At 44.9% G+C, this 25,229-nt stretch carries 18 protein-coding genes, 1 pseudogene and 1 other annotated feature; of the genes and pseudogenes, 12 read left to right on the forward strand and 7 right to left on the reverse strand.

What is annotated here, in order from left to right; all coding sequences use genetic code 11:
- Nucleotides 1–58 precede the first annotated feature (58 nt).
- Both MSG34_RS17765 and gltB read right to left on the reverse strand, forming a co-directional pair.
- Nucleotides 59–1,528 (reverse strand): glutamate synthase subunit beta, encoded by a 1,470-nt coding sequence (locus tag MSG34_RS17765; protein ID WP_248338820.1) that lies wholly within the window; start codon nt 1,526–1,528, stop codon nt 59–61.
- Complete coding sequence (gene gltB / locus MSG34_RS17770) at nt 1,528–6,075, reverse strand: glutamate synthase large subunit (RefSeq protein WP_050635050.1); 4,548 nt, start codon at nt 6,073–6,075, stop codon at nt 1,528–1,530. The genes MSG34_RS17765 and gltB overlap by 1 nt, the downstream gene beginning before the upstream one ends.
- Before the next feature lie 530 nt (nt 6,076–6,605).
- Here gltB and MSG34_RS17775 point away from each other — a divergent pair.
- The 4 genes from MSG34_RS17775 to MSG34_RS17790 all read left to right on the forward strand — a co-directional run bounded on the left by MSG34_RS17775 (nt 6,606) and on the right by MSG34_RS17790 (nt 12,397).
- Complete coding sequence (locus tag MSG34_RS17775; RefSeq protein ID WP_248338822.1) at nt 6,606–7,559, forward strand: TIGR01212 family radical SAM protein; 954 nt, start codon at nt 6,606–6,608, stop codon at nt 7,557–7,559.
- Nucleotides 7,560–7,650: 91 nt separating this feature from the next.
- Nucleotides 7,651–9,402 (forward strand): diguanylate cyclase, encoded by a 1,752-nt coding sequence (locus MSG34_RS17780; RefSeq protein WP_248338823.1) that lies wholly within the window; start codon nt 7,651–7,653, stop codon nt 9,400–9,402.
- 174 nt (nt 9,403–9,576) lie between these two features.
- Nucleotides 9,577–11,946, forward strand: a complete 2,370-nt coding sequence (arcB, locus tag MSG34_RS17785) for an aerobic respiration two-component sensor histidine kinase ArcB (RefSeq protein WP_248338825.1) — start codon at nt 9,577–9,579, stop codon at nt 11,944–11,946.
- 7 nt (nt 11,947–11,953) lie between these two features.
- Nucleotides 11,954–12,397 carry a hypothetical protein gene (locus tag MSG34_RS17790; protein WP_248338828.1) on the forward strand — a complete coding sequence of 148 codons (444 nt, stop codon included), beginning with the start codon at nt 11,954–11,956 and terminating at the stop codon, nt 12,395–12,397.
- A gap of 136 nt (nt 12,398–12,533) precedes the next feature.
- Here the strand turns inward: MSG34_RS17790 and arcA are convergent, their stop codons facing one another.
- Complete coding sequence (gene arcA, locus MSG34_RS17795; protein ID WP_004741534.1) at nt 12,534–13,250, reverse strand: two-component system response regulator ArcA; 717 nt, start codon at nt 13,248–13,250, stop codon at nt 12,534–12,536.
- A 429-nt stretch (nt 13,251–13,679) separates the two neighbouring features.
- Nucleotides 13,680–13,781, reverse strand: a pseudogene (locus tag MSG34_RS17800) (ribonuclease activity regulator protein RraA); the annotation flags it as partial.
- A gap of 47 nt (nt 13,782–13,828) precedes the next feature.
- On the opposite strand from MSG34_RS17800, the gene MSG34_RS17805 reads away from it, so the two are divergent.
- On the forward strand, nt 13,829–14,314 hold the full coding sequence (locus MSG34_RS17805) for a putative 4-hydroxy-4-methyl-2-oxoglutarate aldolase (RefSeq protein ID WP_017059310.1): 486 nt from the start codon (nt 13,829–13,831) through the stop codon (nt 14,312–14,314).
- 112 nt (nt 14,315–14,426) lie between these two features.
- Here MSG34_RS17805 and MSG34_RS17810 read toward each other — a convergent pair whose 3' ends face one another.
- Nucleotides 14,427–14,885 carry a hypothetical protein gene (locus tag MSG34_RS17810; RefSeq protein ID WP_017070076.1) on the reverse strand — a complete coding sequence of 153 codons (459 nt, stop codon included), beginning with the start codon at nt 14,883–14,885 and terminating at the stop codon, nt 14,427–14,429.
- Nucleotides 14,886–15,202: 317 nt separating this feature from the next.
- Nucleotides 15,203–15,321, forward strand: a sequence feature (Thr leader region).
- Nucleotides 15,322–15,350: 29 nt separating this feature from the next.
- On the opposite strand from MSG34_RS17810, the gene thrA reads away from it, so the two are divergent.
- The 4 genes from thrA to MSG34_RS17830 all read left to right on the forward strand — a co-directional run bounded on the left by thrA (nt 15,351) and on the right by MSG34_RS17830 (nt 20,903).
- Entirely contained in the window at nt 15,351–17,810 is a 2,460-nt protein-coding gene (gene thrA, locus MSG34_RS17815; RefSeq protein ID WP_048606761.1) for a bifunctional aspartate kinase/homoserine dehydrogenase I, read from the forward strand.
- A gap of 17 nt (nt 17,811–17,827) precedes the next feature.
- A complete protein-coding gene (thrB, locus tag MSG34_RS17820) occupies nt 17,828–18,784 on the forward strand; it encodes a homoserine kinase (RefSeq protein ID WP_032545653.1) in 957 nt (318 codons plus the stop codon).
- Nucleotides 18,781–20,067, forward strand: coding sequence for a threonine synthase (gene thrC / locus MSG34_RS17825; protein ID WP_050644349.1), 1,287 nt, complete (start codon nt 18,781–18,783; stop codon nt 20,065–20,067). Before thrB ends, thrC begins: the two co-directional genes overlap by 4 nt.
- A gap of 176 nt (nt 20,068–20,243) precedes the next feature.
- The gene (locus MSG34_RS17830) at nt 20,244–20,903 is read left to right on the forward strand and encodes an NAD(P)H-dependent oxidoreductase (RefSeq protein WP_248338830.1); all 660 of its coding nucleotides are present in this window, start codon (nt 20,244–20,246) and stop codon (nt 20,901–20,903) included.
- A 153-nt stretch (nt 20,904–21,056) separates the two neighbouring features.
- On the opposite strand, the gene grcA is transcribed toward MSG34_RS17830, so the two are convergent.
- Nucleotides 21,057–21,434 carry an autonomous glycyl radical cofactor GrcA gene (gene grcA / locus MSG34_RS17835; RefSeq protein ID WP_017059315.1) on the reverse strand — a complete coding sequence of 126 codons (378 nt, stop codon included), beginning with the start codon at nt 21,432–21,434 and terminating at the stop codon, nt 21,057–21,059.
- A 326-nt stretch (nt 21,435–21,760) separates the two neighbouring features.
- Here grcA and nfo point away from each other — a divergent pair, with 326 nt between their 5' ends.
- The 3 genes from nfo to MSG34_RS17850 all read left to right on the forward strand — a co-directional run bounded on the left by nfo (nt 21,761) and on the right by MSG34_RS17850 (nt 24,385).
- Entirely contained in the window at nt 21,761–22,669 is a 909-nt protein-coding gene (nfo, locus tag MSG34_RS17840) for a deoxyribonuclease IV (RefSeq protein ID WP_248338832.1), read from the forward strand.
- A 397-nt stretch (nt 22,670–23,066) separates the two neighbouring features.
- Nucleotides 23,067–23,747 (forward strand): uracil-DNA glycosylase, encoded by a 681-nt coding sequence (gene ung / locus MSG34_RS17845; RefSeq protein WP_248338834.1) that lies wholly within the window; start codon nt 23,067–23,069, stop codon nt 23,745–23,747.
- An 86-nt stretch (nt 23,748–23,833) separates the two neighbouring features.
- The gene (locus tag MSG34_RS17850) at nt 23,834–24,385 is read left to right on the forward strand and encodes a hemerythrin domain-containing protein (protein WP_248338836.1); all 552 of its coding nucleotides are present in this window, start codon (nt 23,834–23,836) and stop codon (nt 24,383–24,385) included.
- Between the two features lie 152 nt (nt 24,386–24,537).
- On the opposite strand, the gene MSG34_RS17855 is transcribed toward MSG34_RS17850, so the two are convergent.
- A complete protein-coding gene (locus MSG34_RS17855; protein ID WP_248338838.1) occupies nt 24,538–24,726 on the reverse strand; it encodes a DUF3545 family protein in 189 nt (62 codons plus the stop codon).
- Nucleotides 24,727–25,229 lie beyond the last annotated feature (503 nt).

Here is a 25,229-nt window from a genome sequence, read left to right on the forward strand (position 1 = left end):
TTAGGAAGGGTGTTGCTTTTCCTCTAGGCTAACGTCATCGACGTTAGCCCGAGAAATATTATGCGGAAAGCATGAGTGAATCAGCTTTCGCTTCTAAGTTTGAGTTACCCATTAAGAAGTCATCAATGGCAATTGCACATTCACGACCTTCATTAATACAACGTACAACTAGAGATTGACCAGTACGCATATCACCAGCAGCGAAAACGCCTTTCTGGTTCGTTGCAAAACCTTCAGAAGCAACGTTACCGCGCTCGTCCAGTTTAATGTCTAGTTGAGCAAGCACACCGGTTGGCTCTGGGTGTAAGAAGCCCATTGCAAGGAATGCCATGTCACAAGGAATAACACGTTCAGAGTTCGCTACTTCATCAAAGCCTGGACGCTCACCTGGTTTCGCATCTTGCCAAACGATGTCAGCAATACGTAGACCCGTCACTTGACCTTGCTCGTTACCGATGAACTCTTTGGTTAAGATGTTCCAATGACGCTCACAACCTTCTTCGTGAGAAGTGGTGGTTTTCATGATCATTGGGTATTGAGGCCAAGGCATGTTTGCAGGGCGCTTCTCTGGCGGGATCGGCATGATCTCAACCTGAGTAATGCTTGCTGCCTTATGACGGTTTGATGTGCCCACACAGTCAGAACCAGTATCACCACCACCGATAACCACAATGTGCTTATCTTTAGCGTGAATCTCTTCTGTCTTAAGGTCTAAGTCGTTAGCACGGCGGTTGTTTTGACCAAGGAATTCCATGGCAAAGTGAACGCCTTCCAGCTCACGACCTGGGATTGGTAAGTCGCGTGGAACCGTAGAGCCACCCGTTAGCAATACCACATCAAACTCTTGGCGTAACTGTTGAGCATTAACATCAACACCGATGTGTTGGTTAACTTTAAACACAACGCCAGCTTCAGCCATTAGGTTGATCTTACGATCAATCACGTCCATACCCAGTTTGAAATCTGGGATACCGAAGCGAAGTAGACCACCGACTTTCTCGTCACGTTCAAATACCGTTACCGAGTGACCAGCGCTGTTTAGCTGCTCAGCTGCAGCTAGGCCAGCAGGGCCTGAACCGATAACTGCGACAGTTTTACCTGTGCGAGAGCGTGGTGTCTTAGGTTTTGCGTACCCTTCACGGTACGCAGTTTCTACAATCGTTTTCTCGATATTACAGATAGTGATTGGGTCTTGGTTGATACCAAGAACACAGGCACTTTCACAAGGAGCAGGACAAACACGACCTGTAAATTCAGGGAAGTTGTTGGTAGAGCTTAGGATGTTCCAAGCCTCTTCCCAGCTGTCACGGTAAACCGCATCATTGAATTCTGGGATGATGTTACCAATCGGACAGCCGTTGTGACAGAAAGGTACGCCACAGTCCATACAACGAGAGGCTTGAGTATTGATCTTTTTACCAAACTCTTCGTTAAGTACGAACTCTTTGTTGTCTTCAATTCGAACTGACGGGTCGAGCTTCTTTGGAAGCTCACGACCGTGTTCTAAAAATCCAGTAGGCTTACCCATTATACTGCCTCCACTTCTTCCGTTTGTGCCTGTTGTGCTTCAGCTTTACGCTTTTCAAGAACTGCTTTGTAGTCGCGTGGCATTACTTTAACTAGCGATGCAACACTTGCTTCAAAGTTGTCTAGGAAAGACTGAGCAACTTCACTTCCTGTGAATTCAACATGCTTCGTTAGCATATCTAGTAGAAGATCTTTATCTTCTTGTTCAATTGGATCTAGGTCGACAAGTTCAGAGTTAAGTCTGGTTTCGAAATCACCCGCTTTATCCCAAACATAAGCCACACCGCCACTCATACCAGCAGCAAAGTTACGACCTGTTGAGCCAAGGATAATCGCGACACCGCCAGTCATGTATTCACAACCGTGGTCACCAACGCCTTCAACAACAACCTTCGCACCAGAGTTACGAACACAGAAACGTTCGCCAGCCATACCGCGAATGAAAGATTCACCTGAAGTCGCACCGTAGAAACATACGTTACCTACCACGATGTTGTCTTCAGCAACGATAGTCGATTTCGCATCTGGGTACAGTACCAAAGTACCGCCAGACAGACCTTTACCCCAGTAATCGTTCGCGTCGCCTTCTACTTCGAACTTAACGCCTTTCGCAAGGAACGCACCGAAAGATTGGCCAGCACTACCGTGGAACTTAACGTTCATTGGTTGTGGTAAACCTTGGTCTTTGTAAACCTTCGAGATTTCGTTCGACAGCATGGTACCTGCAGAGCGGTCCGTGTTGATGATAGGGAAGCTCGCATTCACGGCTTCGCCTTTCTCAAGCGCTGGAATCGCAGCTTGAATCAACTTGCGGTCTAGAACGTCTTCTAGATTGTGGTTTTGTTGTGTCTGGTTGTAGATACCATCTTCTGCACGCGCCTGCTCGATGTGCAGTACAGGTGTTAGATCTAGGTTCTTGTACTTCCAGTGACCGATGTCATCACGAACTTTAAGTTTGTGCGATTGACCCACCATCTCATCGATAGAGCGGAAGCCAAGTTCAGCCATTACTTCACGCAGACCTTCAGCCATGTATTGGAAGAAAGTGACTACGTCTTCTACGCGGCCGTCGAAACGTTCACGCAGAGTCTTGTTCTGTGTAGCGATACCAACAGGACATGTATTCTTGTGACACTTACGCATCATGATACAGCCTTCAACCACTAGAGCTGCTGTTGCTACGCCCCATTCTTCAGCGCCAAGTAACGTTGCTACTGCAAGGTCACGTGGTGTTTTCATCTGACCATCAGACTGAACAACGATACGGTTACGTAGGCCGTTTTTCAGTAGCGTTTGGTGAGTTTCCGCTAGACCCAGCTCCCAAGGCAGACCTGTGTGACGGATAGAAGACATCGGAGATGCACCCGTACCACCATCAAAACCTGCGATAAGTACTACGTCAGCTTTCGCTTTCGCTACACCAGATGCAATCGTACCTACGCCAGCTTCCGATACTAGCTTCACGTTGACACGGCCGTTACGGTTCGCGTTTTTCAGATCGTAGATCAGCTGAGCCAAATCTTCGATTGAGTAGATATCGTGGTGTGGCGGTGGAGAGATAAGACCTACGCCCGGAGTCGAGTGACGCGTTGCGCCGATCCAGTCATCAACCTTATCACCAGGTAGTTGACCACCTTCGCCCGGTTTCGCACCTTGAGCCATCTTGATTTGTAGCTCATCAGCGTTAGATAGGTAGTAAGACGTTACACCAAAGCGACCAGAAGCCACCTGTTTGATTGCTGAACGTTCCCAGTCGCCGTTTTCTTTACGTTCGAAACGTGCTGGATCTTCACCACCTTCACCTGAGTTTGATTTCGCGCCAATGCGGTTCATCGCAACAGCCAGTGTTGAGTGAGCCTCATGCGAGATTGAACCAAAGCTCATTGCGCCGGTTGCGAAACGCTTAAGGATGTTCTCGATTGGTTCTACTTCTGCTAGAGGAATAGAGCCTGCAGGGTTCTTGATGAAGTCCAGTTGGCTACGTAGCGTTGCTGCGTTGTCGCCTTGGTCATCAACTGCTTTTGCGTACTTCTTGAACTGACCGTAATCTTTGTTACGCGTCGATTCTTGAAGTAGAGAAATCGTTTCAGGGTTGAATAGGTGCTTCTCGCCACGTTGTTTCCACTGGTAAACACCACCAACATCAAGGATCTGAGCTGGGATTTCACGAGCTGGGTAGCCAACACGGTGACGAACCAGTACTTCTCGCGCGATATCGTCGATCGTTAGACCTTGAATACGAGAAACAGTACCTGTGAAGTATTTTTCAACCACTGATTTGCTAACACCAAGTGCTTCAAAGATTTGTGCACCGTGGTAAGACTGCAGTGTAGAGATCCCCATCTTAGAGAAGATCTTAAGTAGACCGCCGTTAACACCTTTACGGTAGTTATCGAATAACTCACGTGGGTGTACGTTTGGATCTAGCTTCTTCGTACGTTGCAGTTCAACAATCGTTTCAATAACTAGGTATGGGTTAACTGCGTTTGCACCGTAACCGATAAGCGTTGCAAAGTGGTGTGTCTCACGAGCGTCGCCCGTTTCAACCACGATGTCACACTTAGCACGTAGACCTTTACGGATTAGGTGGTGGTGAACCGCACCAACAGCCAGCATTGCTGGAATAGCAGCGTGGTTAGAGTTAACCGCACGGTCTGTCAGTAGGATGATAGAGTAGCCATCAATCACGGCGTCTTCTGCGTATTGGCAGATACGCTTAAGTGCGCGCTCTAACTTACCTTGGTCGCCATTTGCTTGGAATACGATATCCAGCGTCTTCGCTTGAAGGTGCTCGTTATCAATTGCACGTAGCTTTTCTAGCTCAGAGTTAGACAGTACTGGAGACTCAAGTTCTACTTTTTGACAGTGCTCAGGTGTTTCAGCAAGTAGGTTCTGATCCTTACCTAGGTAAGTGTTCAGAGACATAACCATGCGCTCACGAATCGGGTCGATCGGCGGGTTGGTTACTTGTGCAAACAACTGTTTGAAGTAGTTTGAAAGGTGCTGCGATTGGTGAGAAAGAATCGCTAGCGGCCAGTCAGCACCCATTGCAGAAAGTGGCTCGTAGCCTGTTTTCGCAAGAGGTAGAATGATTTCGTTTACTTCTTCAGAGCTCACGCCAAACGATTGTTGTTTGTGAAGTAGTTTCTCTGGAGAAGGTTGGCTAAATTCGTTGCTCGCATCTGGTAGCTTTTTCAAGCTCAGAAGGTTCTCTTCAACCCACTTTTCGTAAGGTTGTGCTTTAGCAATGCTGTCTTTCACTTCTTCATCAGAAATGATGCGGCCTTGCTCAAGGTCAGCAACAAAGATACGACCTGGTTGTAGACGACCACGGTACTCAACGTTTTCAGGTGCAATCTCAACAACACCAGACTCAGACGCCATTACTAGGAAGTCGTCTTTAGTTACTGTGTAGCGAGAAGGACGCAGACCGTTACGGTCAAGTGTTGCACCTACTTGAACACCATCGGTGAAACATACTGATGCTGGGCCATCCCATGGTTCCATTACGTTCGCGTGGTACTGGTAGAACGCACGACGAGTTGGATCCATGTTTTTGTTTTCTTGCCATGCTTCTGGGATCATCATCATCAACGCGTGTGGCAGAGTACGACCTGAAAGAACAAGTAGCTCAAGCGCCATATCGAAGTTTGATGAATCCGAGCTACCTTCCTGACAGATAGGAAGCAGCATGTCGATTTCAGCTTGTGTAAACAGATCCGATTCTAGGATTGCTTCACGTGCTTTCATCCAGTTCAGGTTGCCGCGAACCGTATTGATTTCGCCATTATGCGCGATGTAACGGAAAGGCTGAGCTAGACGCCAACGTGGGAATGTATTGGTAGAGAAGCGAGAGTGTACCAGTGCTAGAGCTGTCACCATGGTTGGGTTTTGCAGGTCTAGGAAGTACTGAGGAACTTGTTCAGTTGTTAGCTGACCTTTGTACACCAATGTCTTGTAAGACATAGAGTTGATGTAGAAGTCATCACCGATATTTGAAACGCTTTCTAGGCATACACGAACCGTGTAGTTACGAAGAACATACAGTTTACGCTCAAGCTCTTCTGGTGTGATACCAGGGCCGCCAGAAATAAATACGTGTTCAAATTGAGGTTCAGTGCTTAGTGGGTCAGCACCAATCATTGAATTGTCAGTTGGAAGCTCACGGTAACCGATTACTTCTAACTCAAGGCGTTGTGCATTGCGTTCTAGAATGTCACGACACTGTGCACGTTTGTGTTCATCTTTAGGGAAAAGTACAACACCAACACCATATTTTTCAAAAGATGGCAGCTTAATTCCAAGCTTTACGGCTTCTTCTAGTAAGAATTCGTGCGGCTTCTGTAGCAGGATACCTGCACCATCACCAGAACACGGATCACAGCCTTGGCCGCCACGGTGTTCCATACGTGCAAGCATATCGAGTGCTTGAGTTACTACATCATGAGATTTGCGATTCTTTAGATGCGCAACAAAACCGATACCACAAGCGTCATGCTCCAATTCAGGAGTATACAGACCCTGTGAGTTCTGCTCTTGATCTACCATAGATACATCCTTCCAGTTAAATCTAGGCGCAACTTATTTGTATAAAGTCAGCCTTGTCCTTTTATATTTATGGGTCTAAACCTGCCTATGCTGGCGGTTTGAATCCTTTCCGTATCTCGCAGGAAAAGTATTGCGAGAAAAACAATCCTTAGTGATACCTGTTTATTTTTAACCACAAACTAGTGGTTTATATAGGTGGGAGTTAGATATCACCGACTTATTAGCAAGTTTTCGTTGTAAGTAAATACTCAAAAATAGCCAATATGTGTAAGTATCCTACAATTTTGTCTAGGCGAATTGCAATGAAAGTTGACCCATGTAGACCATTTTTTTCGTTTTATTTTGAATTTAATGCCTAACAAATGTGCAACATTAGGCAAATAGAGCCGATTTTTTGCATGTTTATTGATATTTGTTAGGTTGCTCGCAAAAAGCCTTGAGTAAACTAATTGGTCGAATTTTGCAGGGATGTAATTTTTTTTCAAAAAAAGACTGATATTCATTCTTATTTACTTGAGTGCTTTGAAAATATGCAATTACACGAGTTGGTCAATACTATCGGCCAAGACCTTCAACGACGTTATGGCGAGAAGGTTCACAAGCTGACGCTTCATGGTGGTTTCAGCTGCCCAAATCGAGACGGGACAATTGGCCGTGGAGGTTGCACGTTTTGTAACGTGGCTTCCTTTGCCGATGAACAAACTCAAATTCAAAGTATTGCTGACCAGCTAAAAGATCGTGCGGGTGAGATTGCTCGTGCCAAGAAGTATCTGGCTTACTTTCAGGCGTACACCAGCACTTATGCTGAGGTGCAGGTGCTCAAGAATATGTATGAAGAGGCGCTAAAAGCACCCGGTGCAGAGATCGTTGGTCTGTGTGTTGGTACGCGACCAGACTGTGTGCCTGATGCGGTGTTGGATCTGTTAGCGGGCTACGTTAAACAAGGCTATGAGATTTGGCTCGAGCTTGGCCTGCAAACCGCCAAAGATAAAACCCTCAAGCGAATTAACCGCGGCCACGATTTTGCAGTGTATGAAACGATCACCCAACGCGCACGCGCTTTAGGTATCAAGGTGTGTACTCACCTGATTGTTGGCCTACCAAAAGAAACTAAAGCGGATAACCTTGAAACCTTAAATAAGGTATTAGCCGTTGGCACCGATGGTATTAAGCTGCACGGCCTTCATATAGTAGAGGGCAGTACCATGGCTAAGGCGTGGAAGGCAGGAAAGCTAGAAGCCCCAAGCCTTGAAGAGTACATTGATATCGCGAGTGAGATCATTCAACGCACGCCTGCGGACGTGGTTTATCACCGTGTTTCTTCAGCGGCGAGACGCCCAACGTTACTCTCTCCTTTATGGTGTGAGAACCGCTGGTTAGCGATGACTGAAATAGGTCGTTCGCTCGATAAAACCGGTGCTCAAGGCATCAAAACTGGCTCTGCATTCGAGTACACGTTGCCTGTTTTAAACGCAGCCAATTAATAGAAATGGGTGACCGTAGGTAACAGCAGATAAAACCAACAAATAGTGGTAACATTTCCCTCACAGATTTTATGGTATAGATTGAGAGTAAATGGAACTGGTAATGACTTGGTTGTGGGACAGGGCGTATGGCTACGGTATTTATATCGTTGTTGTATTGCTGATTGCTCTCATCTGCTGGCATCTCTATTCTCGTTATCAGTCGCATATCGAAACGCTTCTACTTGCTACCCCGTCGCCCCTCTACTTTGTTGATGTTCGAAGTGGCGAAATACTCTATGCCAATCGCCAAGCCATGCAGTTGCTTGGTATCCGCCAAATCGGTGTTAATTTTCGCTTTCCGACTGTGGAAAGTGAGAACAGCTTTCGTCACTACTTAACCAATCACATTAACTCTCGAGCCTTCGAGCAGGTCTCCCTGTGGGCGCTTTCTGAATTTGAGTCGTTCAAGATCAACTTGGTCGGTCGTAAGATCCATTTTAGAAATAAGCAGGCTTGGATGATTCACGCCGCACCTTATAAAAACACCAACGAAGAACTGTCCCAAGAAGTTCGAGAACTGAATGTTGCTCGAACCGCTTTGGATTCTTTGTCTGAGCTGATCTACGTGAAAGATCAAAAGGGTGAGTTGGTCGCGAGCAATCGTTCGTTTAAAAAGTTTTGGCACGGTCGCCCAGAAGAGGGCACCTTGAGTGTTTCTGGTGGCGCATTGAAAGGCCGTGTTAGTGAACGCTCTTGGACAACCGATCAGGACGGCAAAGGGTGTTTGCTCGAAACCTATCAAAGTGTATTACTCTCGCAAGATGGAGAAACCATCGGCACGCTCTCTATTAGTCATGATGTGACCGATTGGCATGACATGCAGCAGAAACTGCGTGGCGAAATGGAGAAGCGTAAAGATACCGAAGTGGCACTTGCGCAGCGTGACACCATCTTACAAAACATCTTGGAAGCGAGCCCAGACTCGATTGGTATCTTCAACGAAAACATGGTTTATCAAGCGTGCAATAAACCGTTTGTGGCGGCGCTTGGTATCTCTGAGGTCAGTGACCTAGTGGGTAAGCGCCTGCAAGATGTCGTGCCGAATAGTATGTATATGCGTATCTCAGACACCGATCATCAAGTGCTTCATCACGGTAAATCGTTACGCTATATCGATAAGGTCGTCTCTAGTGATGGCGAATACACTTGGTACGATGTCGTGAAATCACCGTTTAGGGATCCTGCATCCAGTACTAATGGTGTGTTGATCATGGCGCGTGATATCACCGAGCGTTATCTTGCAGAGCAGAAACTTGAAGAAGCCAACCTTGAGCTTGAACGTCTCAGCTTTATGGATAGCCTGACTCAAGTGTCTAACCGACGCCGTTTCGATGAACAGCTCTCTACACTGTGGCATTATCATGTGCGTGAGAAGTTGCCGCTGACGATCATGTTGTGTGATATCGACTTCTTTAAAGGCTACAACGATTTTTACGGACACCAACAAGGTGATGATGCTTTGATTCAGGTTTCGCAGGCATTTAAGCAGGTGTTGAATCGTTCATCTGATTGTGTGGCTCGTTATGGTGGTGAAGAGTTCGGCTTTATTCTGCCAAATACAACGACCGAAGGTGCTCAGCTGGTGGCGCAGCGTATCCATGATGAAGTCCTTAAATTGGAGTTGGACCATGAGAAGTCGACGGTCTCTGAATTCATCACGGTGAGTATTGGTATTATCTCTTACATTCCTACACCTGATGATGAAATGGAATCGGCTGTTGCCTTGGCTGATAGTGCGCTGTATCAAGCGAAATCAGACGGTCGCAACCGTTCAATGGTGCATCCATACTCAATTCGCTAACTCTATAAAATTGGCAATTTGATTATCCCCGGCTATTTTTGCTTAGTTAGTATTTGTATTGGTTAATTAACCTTCGAAATTACCGCTGAACACTTGCTGCGTGTGATGTAGCTAGCTTACCTCCTATCTTCAAACAGGGTAGAATGTTGCTAGTCTTATCGCATGGAGCGCTAAATGAAACCCATGAAAAATCTTGCCCAGTATTACGTGGATCTACTCGTAAAACTGGGGATTGTCCGCTTTTCTATCTTACTCGCCCTAGCGCTTGTTGCCCTCGCTGTTGTTGTGCAAGTCGGTATCACCCTCGCACTCAAAGGCAATGTTGATGATATCGACATTGTCCGTTCAGTTTTCTTCGGTTTAGTGATCACGCCTTGGGCGGTTTATTTCCTGTCAGTGGTCGTGGACCAGTTGGAAGAGTCTCGTCAAAGGTTGGCGAAATTGGTCTCTAAGCTTGGCGACATGCGTGAGCGAGACCAAGAACTCAACAATAAAATGCAGCTCAATATCGAGAAGCTTAATCAAGAAATTGAAGAGCGTGAAAAAGCGGAAGAAGCGCGCGCAGAAGCAATGCAAGATCTCGAAAACGAGGTGTTCCAGCGCGAGCGTACTCAGCTTGAACTCGCAGAACGCACTGCACTGTTACGCTCGTTTATTGATGCTTCACCTGACCTTATTTACTACCGTAATGAAGATGGTGTGTTCTCTGGTTGTAACCGTGCGGTTGAAGAGCTCACCGGCAAGACAGAAAAAGAGCTAGTCGGTTTGACGCCTTGGGATGTTTACAGCAAAGAGGTTGCTCAACAAGTTGTGGAAACCGATAAGAAAGTATTTGCTGACAACCAAGCGCTAACTTATGACCAATGGCTTGAATATCCGGATGGCCGTAAGAGTTACTTCGAACTGCGTAAAGTCCCTTTCTATAGTAAAGATGGCCGTCACTTGGGCTTAGTTGGTTTTGGCCGCGATATCACTGAGCGTAAAGAGCATCAAGAGTCGCTAGAAAAAGCCAGTCGCGATAAGACCACCTTTATCTCAACCATTAGCCACGAGTTGAGAACGCCGCTCAACGGTATTATTGGCTTGAGTCGCATGTTGCTCGATAGCCAGCTGACCACCGAACAGCGCAAGCAGATGCAAACCATCAAGGTGAGCGCGGTGACACTGGGTAATATTTTCAACGATATTATCGATATGGATAAGTTCGACCGCCGTAAGCTTGAACTCTTCCCGACGCCTATTAACTTTGAAGATTTCGTTGTCGAGATCGAAAGTATCTCTGCATTGATGGCCGAGCAGAAAGGATTGAGATTCGATCTAGAAAGGTTGTCTGATCTTCCGGCTGCTGTTGAGGTGGATGGTACTCGTCTTAGACAGGTATTGTGGAACCTTGTTAGTAACGCGATGAAGTTCACCAAAGATGGTGGAGTGGTGATGACAGTCAGCGCCGACATTGATGGTGACTTTGCCAACATTACGATGGAAGTGGAAGATACTGGTATTGGTATCCCTGAAAGTGAAATCGAGAAGATCTTCGCGATGTACTATCAGGTGAAATCGGGCACGGACAACTTGCACGCTGTCGGCACAGGTATTGGTCTTGCGGTCTCTCAACAGCTAATCAATATGATGGATGGCCACATTGAAGTCACCAGTGAAGAGGGTTTTGGTAGTACCTTTACAGTTTCGATTCGAGTTCCAGTGAATCACGATACTCAGGCTCTGATCAAAACACCAAGAAAGCAGTCGAATCTTAAGATCTTTATGGTCGAAGACATTGAACTCAATATCACAGTGGCTCGCTCTCTACTTGAAAGCCTTGGCCATGAAGTGACAGTCGTGATGACGGGTAAAGAGGCGCAAATTGCTTTCAATCCTGAAGACTATGATTTGGTGTTGTTGGATATCCAACTGCCAGATATGACGGGTTTCGATATTGCTCAATACTACCGCGAGAAATACAGCCAGCTACCGCCTTTGGTGGCATTAACTGCGAACGTGCTAAACAACAAGCAAGAGTACTTCCAGAAAGGCATGGACGAAGCTATCAGTAAACCTTTGTCGGTCCGAGCTATCCAAGATGTCATCAGTGAACTTATCGAAGATGCACCAGAGGTAATTGAGAAGGTCGCGGGCACGGATAAGGTTGAGATCATTGATAAAGTCGACGCGAGTAAGCCTGTTCTTTCAGCAATTGATACCACTTTGCTTGATATTGATATGCTAGAGTCTTATGTTGATATTGTTGGACCGAAACCGGTTTTGGATAGCATCGCGATGTTCGAAGATATGATGCCGGAGTATATGGAAATATTGAACTCCAACATGGTCGCGAAAGATAAAGCCAGTATCGTTTCTGAGGCACATAAGATTAAAGGTGCTGCAGGTTCTATTGGCCTGAAACGCATCCAACAAGTTGCTCAGAAAGCCCAATCTCCAGATTTGCCTGCGTGGTGGGAGAACATTTCAGATTGGGTTGATGAGATAAATAACGAATACCAGAATGACATTGAAGTCTTAAAGAGTTGGTTAAATCAAAGGTAGAAGAATAATGAAAAAATTAGCATTCGCCGCATGTGTAGTGGCATTAGCGGGTTGTTCTGCGCCACAAGTAGAATGGCAGCAAGATAATCAAGTCGAAGTATCTGCAGCAACAGTTACCATGAAAAGCAACCTTTGGCACAACAAGATGCCAACGATTGGCGAGACTCAAGATAAGACTCTACATGGTGCTATCTACCTAGAGTCAGACTCACAACTGCCAGCAACGCTTGCGGTTGAGAGTGTTACGGTTAAACAGGGGGCAGACACCTTGTTAGTAACGGCTGACGATCTTGATTTAAGAACACACAGTGAAACTCAATGGGAAGTCGCGTTTGTATGGCAGCTAGAAATCGACAGTGACAAGCCTATTGATGTGGCGGTTGAACTTAAAGATGGCGAAACCGTGAAGTGGCTAGTAGAGAAAGACGTTAAGGTGGATACGGTTTACTAAAATCTTATCCAATTAAGAACAATAAAAAAGGGAGAATGCGTTGGCATTCTCCCTTTTTAATAACTATTGATGACGCTTCAAATATTCAAAACACTTACTGGTGAGCAGTGCTAAATGGTCAGAAGCGCGAATCGAATTAGTCTTCTAGGTCACCACAAAAGCGGTAGCCTTCACCGTGAATCGTTGCAATGATTTCTGGCGTACCAGAAACAGATTCGAAGTGCTTACGAATACGACGGATTGTTACGTCTACAGTACGATCGTGTGGCTTAAGCTCACGGCCAGTCATCTTCTTAAGAAGGTCTGCACGTGTTTGGATCTTACCTGGGTTCTCACAGAAGTGAAGTAGAGCACGGAACTCTGAACGAGGTAGCTTGTAGCCTTCGCCATCTGGGCTAACCAGAGAACGACTGTTGATATCTAGTACCCAACCGTTGAACTCGTACTTCTCAACGCTACGCTTTTCTTCTTGAACAGAGCTTGTGCTCATTGAACGGTTCAGAAGGTTGCGTGCACGGATAGTCAGTTCACGAGGGTTGAAAGGCTTAGTGATGTAGTCATCAGCGCCGATCTCTAGGCCAAGGATCTTATCAACTTCATTATCACGACCAGTTAAGAACATAAGCGCTACGTTTGCTTGCTCACGTAGTTCACGCGCAAGTAGTAGGCCATTCTTACCTGGAAGGTTGATGTCCATAATTACAAGGTTAACTTGGTTGTCAGATAGCACTTGGTGCATCTCTTCACCGTCGCTAGCCTCAAAAACAGCATATCCCTCTGCTTCAAAAATACTCTTTAGAGTGTTACGAGTTACTTGCTCATCTTCAACGATAAGAATCTGCGGGGTTTGCATTTGGCGGTACCTAAATTTGTGACGAAACTGTGCTAATAGAATAAATTCTAGGCAAAAACATAACATACAGGTAATGTATTTTTGATGATAACTTAAAGTTTTCAAAAAAACACTTACTTCCAGCTATCTGCCTTCCTTGAAGTATTGCCCAATAACGTAGATCCAGTACGCCTTTCAATCATTCTTTTAGTGATTGGAGTGGATTCTATAATGTTAACAGCATGCTAACAACGCGAGAATGTTAATTCCATTCACTTTGTTGATTTACATCAATTGCCGTATCGCAACAAACTTTAATAGTATGGCTACAACTTAACCAATGTTATGGTGACTATTTAGCACCAAAACAAGAATGATTATTCGAGATGCTTCGCACATCTTGCCTGCTAAAGACCGGATTATGAACCAAGGAAGCTGAAAGCTGTCTTAAGAGTCTAGTAGATAAATATGCTCAATCAACTTTTATTGAGTAATAAATTGAGCATAGAACAATGAAAACAAAGGATTAATTTTAATAACATATAAAAGCATAGAGGCTAGCCTGACATAATCGGTAACGCCTTACTCACGGAGGATATATGCACGATATAACACCCGACTTGTGTGATGAGTTTGAAAGCGAAGTCACCCTACTGAACATGCCATTGCAGAACTTCGGCCAACGTGGCGCGTTCTTTGGAAAAATTGTAACAGTTCGTTGTTATCACGATAATTCCAAGGTTCGCGAGGTTTTAGAGACCGATGGTTGCGGCAAAGTGCTTGTCGTTGACGGGAATGGCTCATGCCAGAAGGCGCTGCTTGGCGACCAACTCGCTATTCTCGCGATAGAAAACGGTTGGGAAGGCGTGATTGTAAACGGTGCAGTGCGTGATGTAGGCATGATGTCGCAAATGGACCTTGGCGTTCAGGCGTTAGGTGCATCGCCATTCAAAACAGAGAAACGCGGTGTCGGCCAAGTGAATGTGACGCTCTCTATACATAATCAACTGATTCAGCCTGGTGACTATATTTATGCCGATTGGAATGGTGTGTTAATTTCATCTGAGTTGTTAATTGAATCGTAACTGACTCAAATTTAATGCCGTTGATAGATTGGAGCGGGGAATGGTTTGTGATGTGCTGAAAGCTTGTAGTTCAATCCGAGCTAGTTAGTAAATAAAGAACAAGCCAAAGAGATTAAAAGCGAAACCCTAACCCTACTTCAACACCTTGCTGCCACTCTTCATAATCAAGGGTGGCATGCAAATCTAGGTTATCTGTCAGTTGCACTCGGCTGGAAACCTCTGCGGCTACCGATTTCTCATTGTCTTCGGTTTCGTCTTTATAGGTGTGCAGAGAACTGTTGAAAGAGACTCTTTCTGAGAACTGATAACTGACACCGCTTAAGAATCCACTTTCCTGTTTCAGTGCCGCACTATTGATACGTGTACCGACGTAAAGATCCACATCTGAAAACAAGCTGTAAGAGTAGCCACTGTCTATCTTCCAAGTATCGAAGCTTTCACTCGACGCGTTTTGTGTGGAGATAAAGAATTTATGAGAAGAACTATCGATCTGGCTGGGTAGTAGAGGCAAGCTATTCGCTGAACAAACAACAGGCATAGCAAAAGCCAAAAGAATAAGTAATCTCTTCATTTCCCACTCCTGATGTCATTATTATTGTTCTTCGAACGTTATCGTTCAATTAAAGCACAGAACTTGTACGTTCGCTGCACAATCGATATAGCATTTTGTTATGACTATATATGCAATTGATCACTCTTACCTGTTCAATGAGTAAATCCAGTATCTTAAGTGAAGGTTTATACAGGGTGTTTTATCCCTTAAATGACGGTTTGCTCTGAAAAACGGTGCGAATGTAAAAAAAACGCAACTTTTCATTGACGTCCAGTGGTAAAAATTGATACACGTAGAGTAAAGCACAAGCAGAGAATTTGATATGCAGCACGTAAGCCACCTAGTAATGACCACAACCATTATTATTACCGACATTAACATTGTTGGGGCAGGCTGCTAAGTAACGGATTTTAAAAAAAAGGCCTGTATCCAACAAGATACAGGCCTTTTTTTGTACCATTTTTATGACTTATGGAGAAAGGGATGCGCGTTTTAAAGTTTGGAGGTTCATCATTAGCTGATGCAGATCGTTTTTTACGAGCGGCTGATATCATCGCTAATAATGCCCAGCAAGAAGAGCTAGCCGTTGTACTATCGGCTCCAGGAAAAACAACCAATAAGTTGGTCGCTGTAATTGAAGCTGCACTTAAAAATGGTGAAGCAGACGCACAGATTACAGAGATCGAATCCTCATTCGCTGCACTGTTTGCAGATATTCAAGCCGTTGTTCCTTCTATTGATGGTTCTGCGTTCCAAGAGCAGGTTGATACTTCTCTTGCTCAGCTAAAACAGTTCGTAAACGGTATTAACCTACTGGGTATGTGCCCGAACCATGTTAATGCTCGCATCATCAGTAAAGGTGAGCGAATCTCAATCCAGTTGATGAAAGCGGTACTTGAAGCGAAAGGCCAACCAGCAAGCCTGATTGACCCAGTTCAATACCTATACGCCAAAGGTGATCACCTTGAAGCTATGGTCGATGTGGATGTTTCAACTCAGAACTTCCGTCAATCGCCACTGCCTAAAGGTCACGTAAATATCATGCCGGGCTTTACAGCTGGTAACGATAAAGGTGAGTTAGTCACACTTGGCCGTAACGGCTCTGATTATTCAGCTGCAGTTCTAGCGGCGTGTCTACGTGCTGATTGCTGTGAGATCTGGACAGATGTAGACGGCGTTTACAACTGTGACCCGCGTTTAGTCGATGATGCTCGTCTTCTTAAGTCATTAAGCTACCAAGAAGCGATGGAGCTTTCTTACTTTGGCGCTTCGGTTCTACACCCGAAAACTATCGCGCCTATCGCACAATTCCATATTCCTTGTCTGATCAAAAACAGCTTTAACCCACAGGGTGCGGGTACTTTGATTGGCCAAGACACTGGCGAAGATAACCTAGCAATCAAAGGTATTACGACGCTAAGCGACCTAACCATGGTTAACGTATCAGGCCCAGGCATGAAAGGTATGGTAGGCATGGCGAGTCGTGTATTCGGCGCGATGTCTTCTGCTGGCGTTTCTATTGTTCTTATTACTCAATCTTCTTCTGAGTACAGCATCAGCTTCTGTATTGAATCAGCTGACAAAGTGAAAGCGAAACAAGTGTTGTCAGACGCGTTTGAACTTGAACTTAAAGATGGCCTGTTAGAGCCAGTTGAGTTCATGGATGACGTTGCGATTGTAACGCTGGTGGGTGACGGTATGCGCACTTCACGTGGCGTAGCTTCTCAGTTCTTCTCTTCTTTAGCAGAAGTGAACGTCAACATTGTTGCTATCGCGCAAGGTTCTTCAGAGCGTGCTATTTCAGCGGTTATCCCTGAAGACAAAATCTCTGAAGCCATCAAAGCGTGTCACGAGAATCTATTCAACTCGAAGCACTTCCTAGACGTATTCGTTGTTGGTGTCGGCGGTGTTGGTGGCGAGCTTGTTGACCAAATCCAACGTCAGCAAGGCAAACTGGCTGAAAAAGGCATCGTGATTCGCGTATGTGGTTTAGCAAACAGTAAAGGCTTGTTGCTAGACAGCGATGGTCTACCGCTAGAGCAGTGGCGTGACCGTATGTCGAGTGCGACTGAAGAGTTCAGCTTAGCTCGTTTAGCGGCTTTGGTTCAACGTAACCACATCATCAACCCTGTATTGGTTGATTGTACGTCTAGCGAAGGTATTGCGGCGCAGTACGCTGATTTCCTAGCGGCTGGTTTCCACGTGGTAACACCAAACAAGAAAGCAAACACAGCAAGCATGGCTTACTACCATCAGCTTCGTGAAGTTGCACGCAACTCACGTCGTAAGTTGATGTACGAAACAACCGTAGGTGCTGGTCTACCGGTAATCGAAAACCTACAGAACCTAATCTCTGCAGGTGATGAGCTGGAGAAGTTCAACGGCATTCTTTCAGGTTCACTGTCTTACATCTTCGGCAAGCTTGATGAAGGTATGACACTAAGCCAAGCAACCAATATTGCAAAAGATAACGGCTTCACTGAACCGGATCCTCGTGACGATCTATCTGGTATGGATGTGGCGCGTAAGCTGCTTATTCTTGCTCGTGAAGCAGGCATGGCGCTTGAACTTGAAGATGTTGAAGTAGACCAAGCTCTGCCACCGGGTTTTGATGATTCAGGTACGGTTGAGGAGTTCATGGCTCGCTTGCCAGAAGCGGATGCTTACTTCAAAGAGCAGTCAGCTATCGCAGCTGAAGAAGGCAAAGTACTTCGTTATGTGGGTGAAATCGCTGAAGGTAAGTGTAAGGTTCGTATCGCAGCTGTTGATGGCGACGACCCAATGTTCAAGATTAAAGATGGAGAGAATGCATTAGCATTCTACAGCCGTTACTACCAACCAATCCCTCTAGTACTGCGTGGCTACGGCGCGGGTACTGAAGTAACAGCAGCTGGCGTATTCTCTGATGTGATGCGTACTCTTGGTTGGAAATTAGGAGTTTAGGAATGAGTTCAAGTGATATGGATGTTGTCGTTTATGCTCCTGCATCAATCGGTAATGTCAGTGTAGGGTTTGATGTGCTGGGGGCCGCTGTGTCTCCAGTGGATGGCACACTGCTGGGTGACCGAGTTATGGTTAAAGCTGGTGATGAACCATTCTCACTTAAAACAGCAGGCAGCTTTGTTTCTAAGCTGCCAACTGAAGCAAAAGAAAACATCGTCTACGACTGCTGGGTGGTGTTCTCGAGAGAGCTTGATAAAAAAGGCGTTACGCTAAAGCCTTTGGAAATGACGCTAGAAAAGAACATGCCTATCGGTTCAGGTTTGGGTTCTAGTGCATGTTCAATCGTCGCGGCACTGGATGCGCTAAACCGTTTTCACGGTCAGCCACTGAATGAAACTGAACTGCTTGCTCTGATGGGCGAAATGGAAGGTAAGATTTCAGGCGGTATCCACTACGATAACGTTGCGCCATGTTACCTTGGTGGTGTGCAGCTCATGCTTGAAGAGCTAGGCATCATTAGCCAAGAAGTGCCGTGTTTTGACGACTGGTACTGGGTAATGGCTTATCCGGGTATTAAGGTTTCAACGGCTGAAGCGAGAGAGATCCTACCATCTCAATATCGTCGTCAGGATATCATTGCTCATGGCCGTCACTTAGCGGGCTTTATCCACGCGTGTCATTCAGGTCAACCTGAACTGGCTGCGAAGATGATCAAAGACGTGATCGCTGAACCATATCGTGAGAAACTGCTTCCAGGGTTTGCTGATGCTCGTAAATACGCGTTGTCGGCTGGGGCACTGGCTACTGGTATTTCTGGTAGTGGCCCAACTCTATTTAGCATTTGCAAAGAACAAGATGTCGCCGAGCGTGTTGCACGCTGGTTAGAACAAAATTACGTACAAAATGAAGAAGGATTCGTTCACGTTTGTCGCCTAGATAAGCAAGGTTCGATCGTTACAGGAAGTGAGTTATGAAACTGTACAACATCAAAGAAAATGATGAACAAGTCTCTTTTGGCCAAGCCGTTCGTCAAGGCTTAGGCCGTAATCAAGGTCTATTTTTCCCATCTGAACTGCCAAAGTTTGATGATATCGATGCGCTGCTAGCAGAGGACTTTGTCCCTCGTAGCTCAAAGATTCTGTCAGCATTGATTGGTGATGAACTACCAAAAGAACAGATCGACCAAATGGTGGATGCAGCGTTCCAATTCCCTGCACCAATTAACCAAGTAAAAGATGGCGTTTACGCGCTTGAGCTTTTCCACGGTCCAACACTGGCGTTTAAAGATTTCGGTGGCCGCTTTATGGCTCAATCTTTGGCAGCTGTTTCTGATGGTGGTCAAATCACTATCTTAACGGCAACATCAGGTGATACTGGTGCGGCGGTTGCGCATGCTTTCTACGGCATGGAAGACATCAATGTTGTGATTCTTTACCCGAAAGGCAAGATCAGCCCGCTGCAAGAGAAGCTGTTCTGTACGCTTGGTAAGAACATCCACACAGTGGCGATTGATGGCGACTTTGATGCGTGTCAGGCTCTAGTTAAAGACTCATTTGATGACGCTGAACTGCGTAAAGAGATTGGCTTGAACTCAGCAAACTCGATCAACATCAGCCGTTTAATGGCTCAGATCTGTTACTACTTTGAGGCGGCTTCTCAGCTGACTAAAGAGCAACGTGAAAACCTCGTTATCTCTGTACCAAGTGGTAACTTTGGTAACCTAACGGCGGGTCTATTAGCTAAAGCGCTAGGTCTACCTGTTAAGCGTTTCATCGCAGCAACCAATGAAAATGACACGGTTCCTCGTTACCTAGAAACAGGCCAATGGGCTCCAAAACCGACCGTTGCGACAACATCGAACGCGATGGATGTAAGCCAACCAAATAACTGGCCTCGTATCGAAGAGCTTTGCCAACTGAAAGGCTGGGGCTTAGATACACTAGGCAAAGGTAAAGTATCTGACGAGCAGAGCGCTGAGTCAGTTCGCGACCTAAAAGCGCAAGGTTACCTGTGTGAACCACATGGTGCGATTGCTTACCGTCTACTGGAAGAGCAACTGCAAGAGAACGAAACTGGCTTGTTCCTGTGTACAGCACACCCAGCGAAATTCAAAGAAGTGGTTGATGACATCCTAGGTTCTGATATCGAACTGCCTGGCCCTCTGGCAAAACACGCGGCGATGGAGTTGTTGTCTGAAGATCTTGATAACGATTTTGAAGCGCTAAAAGCAGTGCTTCGTCGAGTTCAACCTGCGTAATTTTTCAAAACGTAGAGTGTAGAACTTAGATCGATAAGAAAAGGTGAATGAGCAATCATTCACCTTTTTTATTGTCTGAGTGTTTTTAAAGTAAGCTTTATTTAAGGGTTTTCTTACGCTTAAATGGCGTTAAGTAAGTGTATTGCTTTAACCTGATCAAAACGGAAAGGGATAGTATGAATTTTTTGATTTTTCTTGGCTCTGTACGTGAGAGTACACCACCAAGACCTGCTCGATTAGGGATGAGAGTCAGCAAGGCGTGTGAAAAGCTGCTTGCGAATCAGCACTCAGAGCATACGGTCGAGATTATCGACCCATTGAATTATGACTTTGGCGATGTGTTTAAGCCTGAGTTTTCGTATCATCGCTCAAAAGTACCCGCGCACTTAGCAGAGTTAGCCGACAAGATTGCTAAAGCTGATGGTTATGTGATGGTTAGCCCGGAATACAATCATTCGATGAGCCCAGCGCTAGCTAATATTCTCAATCACTTTGGTAGCTCGCTATTTTCATATAAACCGAGTGCGATTGTGACCTATTCTGCCGGTCAGTGGGGCGGGGCAAGAGCATCCGTTTCAATGAGAACCTTCTTGTCAGAGCTAGGTTGCTTGCCTGTTTCTGCGATGATTCACTTGCCGAAAGCGCAAGAAGTGTTTGATGAAGAGGGCTGTATTGTTCAAGAGTCTGAGCAAGCACAATGGGATGAATATATGAATCGAACATTCCATCAGTTGATGTGGTGGGCACAAGGTGCTGCGTTGCAAAGAGACAAGGTGGATCCAACGGCTCTGGCGAAAGCCTTTACTAAAGATCCTTCTCAACGAAATGCGCCATAACCAAATTTGATTGGTGACAGTGCTTGTTTGATTTTAGGTGAGTGGGTTCGAGTTGGAACAATAAACGATAAGAAGTTGCTAGGACAAAAACTAAAAAAGCTTGGCCATTTCTGACCAAGCTTTTTAAATCTTTAACACTCTAGTTTACTGAGATTATAGAGACTCAGTGAACGTACGTGCGATAACGTCACGTTGCTGTTCAGTTGTTAGAGAGTTGAAACGTACAGCGTAACCCGATACACGGATAGTTAGCTGTGGGTAGTTCTCTGGGTGAGCAACTGCGTCTTCTAGCGTTTCGCGCTTAAGAACGTTAACGTTTAGGTGTTGGCCACCTTCGATGCGTGGTGCTGCTTCGATTGCAACTTCACGGCTTTCGTACTCGCCTAGGTCTGCAGCTGAGATAACTTGGTCAGCTTCGAAACCTGCAGTAGCAACAACACAACGAGCTTCATTCTTCTCGCTATCTAGTAGCCAGATTGAGTTTAGTAGGTCATCGTTTGCTGCTTTAGTAATTTGAATACCTTGGATCATAACTATCTCCTAGTCCACTGAATGTGGTTTGATTATGGTGTTAACTTTCGATTTTTATTGAGCTGGGTAATATATACCTAATATTAGTAAGGTTAACATTGATTTAAGTCAAAAAACAACCAAAAACCATATTTTTACAAAGGTGATTATATTGAGGTAAATCAATAAAACCTTTGAAAACAAAGTAATTACAAAATATTTTAAAGTATAAAAAATATTTAACAGTCATATTTGTTGTAAGTTTACTACATTTGTTGTGTTTTTATTGAACTACAACCGATACGACCCTTTATTTATTAAGCATTCTGAAAGTGTAAAGTGATTTAATGACAAACAATAATTCATCCTCAAAACCGGAAACAAATATTAAGTTTCTTGGCGCTCATGTGTCGGCTGCTGGTGGTGTTGATCAGGCGCCTATGCGTGCACGTGAAATTGGCGCCAATGCGTTTGCACTGTTTACCAAGAACCAGAGACAGTGGGCGGCAAAACCGCTAGAAGCGAAAACCATTAGTGCCTTTAAAGCCAATTGCAAAATGTTGGGCTTCAGTGCTGAGCACATTCTTCCTCATGACTCCTACCTGATTAACCTAGGAGCACCAGAAGAAGAGAAGCTAGAGAAATCACGCGCGGCTTTTATTGATGAAATGGAGCGTTGTAATCAACTTGGATTAACGCTTTTGAATTTTCATCCTGGGAGTCATTTAAAGAAAATCTCAGAAAGCGAATGTTTGGCGAAGATCGCTGAATCCATCAACCTAGCTCATCAAGCGGTACCTGACGTAATCGCAGTGATCGAGAATACGTCTGGGCAGGGCACTAACCTTGGTTGGAAGTTTGAACATCTAGCCGAGATTATCGAGCAGGTAGAAGATAAGTCACGTGTTGGTGTGTGCTTGGACACCTGCCATACGTTTACTGCTGGCTATGACTTACGTACAAAAGAGGCGTGTGAGCATACTTTTGCTGAGTTCGACCGCATCGTGGGTATGCACTATCTAAGAGCAATGCACATCAATGATTCAAAAGCTGAGTTTGCGAGCCGAGTCGATCGACACCATTCTTTAGGAAAAGGCGAAATTGGCTGGGATTGTTTTGAGTATATTGCCTCTGATTCTCGCTTTAATGGTATCCCTCTTATCTTGGAAACCATTGATTCGACGATCTGGAAAGAGGAAATTCAACAACTTAGAATGTTTCATCTATCAGCAACGCTAGCGAGCGAACAAGCGTAATAATAGAGGGGAAAATTTATTTCCGTCTATTTCTAAAAATTGGCACCTTTCTTTCATAGTATTAAAGTGAATATGTAGTTCACGATGTCTTAGAGGAGGTGCCTTTATGTATTCAATCACCCAAACTTCAACTATTGCTGTCGCACGCCGTTTACCTACACCAAACCGTCACGTGCATAACCACGGCCACCATCGTACACAGCAGAAAAGTGGTTAATCGAGATAAACACAACTTGAACTGATTATTATGATTCATCAACAAGTGAACCCTACACATCATGTTTATTGATAGCTGTATGAGGTATAACTAGAGCCTTATTTAGGACAGTTAGCCGATACAGCTATTTTTTTGTCTGGCGAAAGCCGCTAGAAACCTTGATGATTGGGAAGTAAAACGATGAGCGCACCAAAGACTTGGGAATCCATTATTAATGATGAACGTGATAAAGAGTACTTTCAGAGTGTCCTCGCGTTTGTTGAACAGCAACGTGATAGTGGCAAAACCGTCTACCCGCCACAAGATAAGGTGTTTAGTGCCTTTGATATGACGCCTTTCGAATCCGTGCGAGTGGTTATCTTAGGGCAAGATCCTTATCACGGTGCTAACCAAGCTCACGGCTTAGCATTCTCAGTGCTTCCTGGCGTGAAAATTCCCCCTTCTCTACGCAATATGTACAAAGAGCTTGCACAAGATATAGAGGGCTTTGAGATTCCTAGTCATGGTTATCTCGATTCTTGGGCATCACAAGGGGTGTTGATGTTGAACACTGTCCTTACCGTAGAAGAGGCAAAAGCACACTCACATGCTAAGTGTGGCTGGGAAACCTTTACCGATGCCATTATTGCTGAGCTCAATCAGCGTTCTGAACCGATCATCTTTTTGCTATGGGGCGCACACGCCCAGAAGAAAGGTCAAGCGATTGATGACGACAAGCATCATGTGTTGGTTGCACCTCACCCATCGCCATTATCGGCACGCCGTGGCTTCTTCGGTTGTCAGCACTTCTCTACAACCAATAAGCTGCTTTCTTCTATGGATCAACAACCTATTGACTGGCGTTTACCAACAGAAGTGTAGGTTGGTGGTTTTCTGAGCAGGGTCAAATCATAAATCAGCATATTCGTATACACTTATAAATAGTAGGTGTAATGGAGTGCAATACTATGATGATTGAAAGGATAAGACGAGAGCATGGCTATATGGCTCGTTTACTCGCGATACTTAACAGTAAGTTAGAGTTTCTGAAACAGGAGCGAGAAATAAACTATAGCCTGATCGCAGAGGTGGTTCATTACCTTATGAACCATTCAGACAAAGTGCATCACCCTAAAGAAGACGTCATTTATCGCTACTATCTTAAGCAATATGGCAGCGAGCAAGCGATTGAAGACTTGGAGTTAGAGCATCAATTGCTTTCTGAGAAAACGGCGGACTTTTTAGGTTTGGTCGATATGATCCTTCAAGATGCGGTGGTCCCTCAGCAAGTCTTTATTGAGCAGCTTGAAGCGTTTGTTAAGGCTCAGCGAAAACACATGGAATATGAAGAGAAGCATGTGCTACCCATGATTGTTGAGGCGTTCACGATTAAAGATTGGCAAGAAGTGGAGTCTCAATGGCTTCAACCTGAAGATGACCCTGTCTTTGGAGAGACCATCGCCGATCAATATCGCCAACTCGCGGCTCGGGTTCGACAAAATGAACAAGAGTGCGTTTAGCCTGTTTTAATGTTGAAACGCCCCTATATTTAGGTGTCCTCTATATTAGAGGGTTGGTTTCTAAATGGCGCTTTGGGCGGATTAACTACCTCAAACAATAAAAAAGGCACCTATATAGGTGCCTTTTACTATCTGATTTCTTATCGTGCTGATTAAAGCTTTATATCGTCAAGGCTAAAATCAAGACCTAGGTTCATCTCTCTCAGCTCTTTCTCAAGCTGCCTACGATCGTTGATGGCTTCGATTTCACGCCACTTACGCTTGAGTGGTTTCGAGCGTGATTTTTGAGTTACACGAGGCAATTCTAGTTCTGATACTTCATCGAATTGAAAGCTATCCATAAGCCATATCTCCTTCCGTGGGACTAGTTCTTACGAACCAATAAATATCATATTTAGGTTCACAATAACTTTGATTTGTTTCTCATTTGTTTCAAATCCATGAAGCTTTTGTTCTATTTTCTTATGCATGCTCACACATTATGAGAATTTTTATGTACAAAAAACAGGCAAACAAACCTAAGTAAACGATTAAATTGGGGGTTATTGAATGTTAATTCATTGTGCGAATGGAATAGCGTTTTGACTACAATGCATTGAAGTGCACATGGTGCCGTGCGGTATAGGGATCTCATTGGCCTAGAAAAAAACGAAGATCTTCACTATACCTTGTAAAACCTAGGCTGACGTCATTTTTATAGGATGATGTTCTTGTTGGGGTAGTGCCGTGGCTGTTGTTGATATTATGTCCCGATAATGTGACTTTTATTGGGCTGCATTGTTGAAAGTTGTGTTAACAAAAGGTGTGTTATTAGTGAAATGTCATTTTAATATAAGTGCATTTG

Source organism: Vibrio sp. 1CM2L (assembly GCF_023161695.1).
Lineage (GTDB): Bacteria > Pseudomonadota > Gammaproteobacteria > Enterobacterales > Vibrionaceae > Vibrio > Vibrio coralliirubri.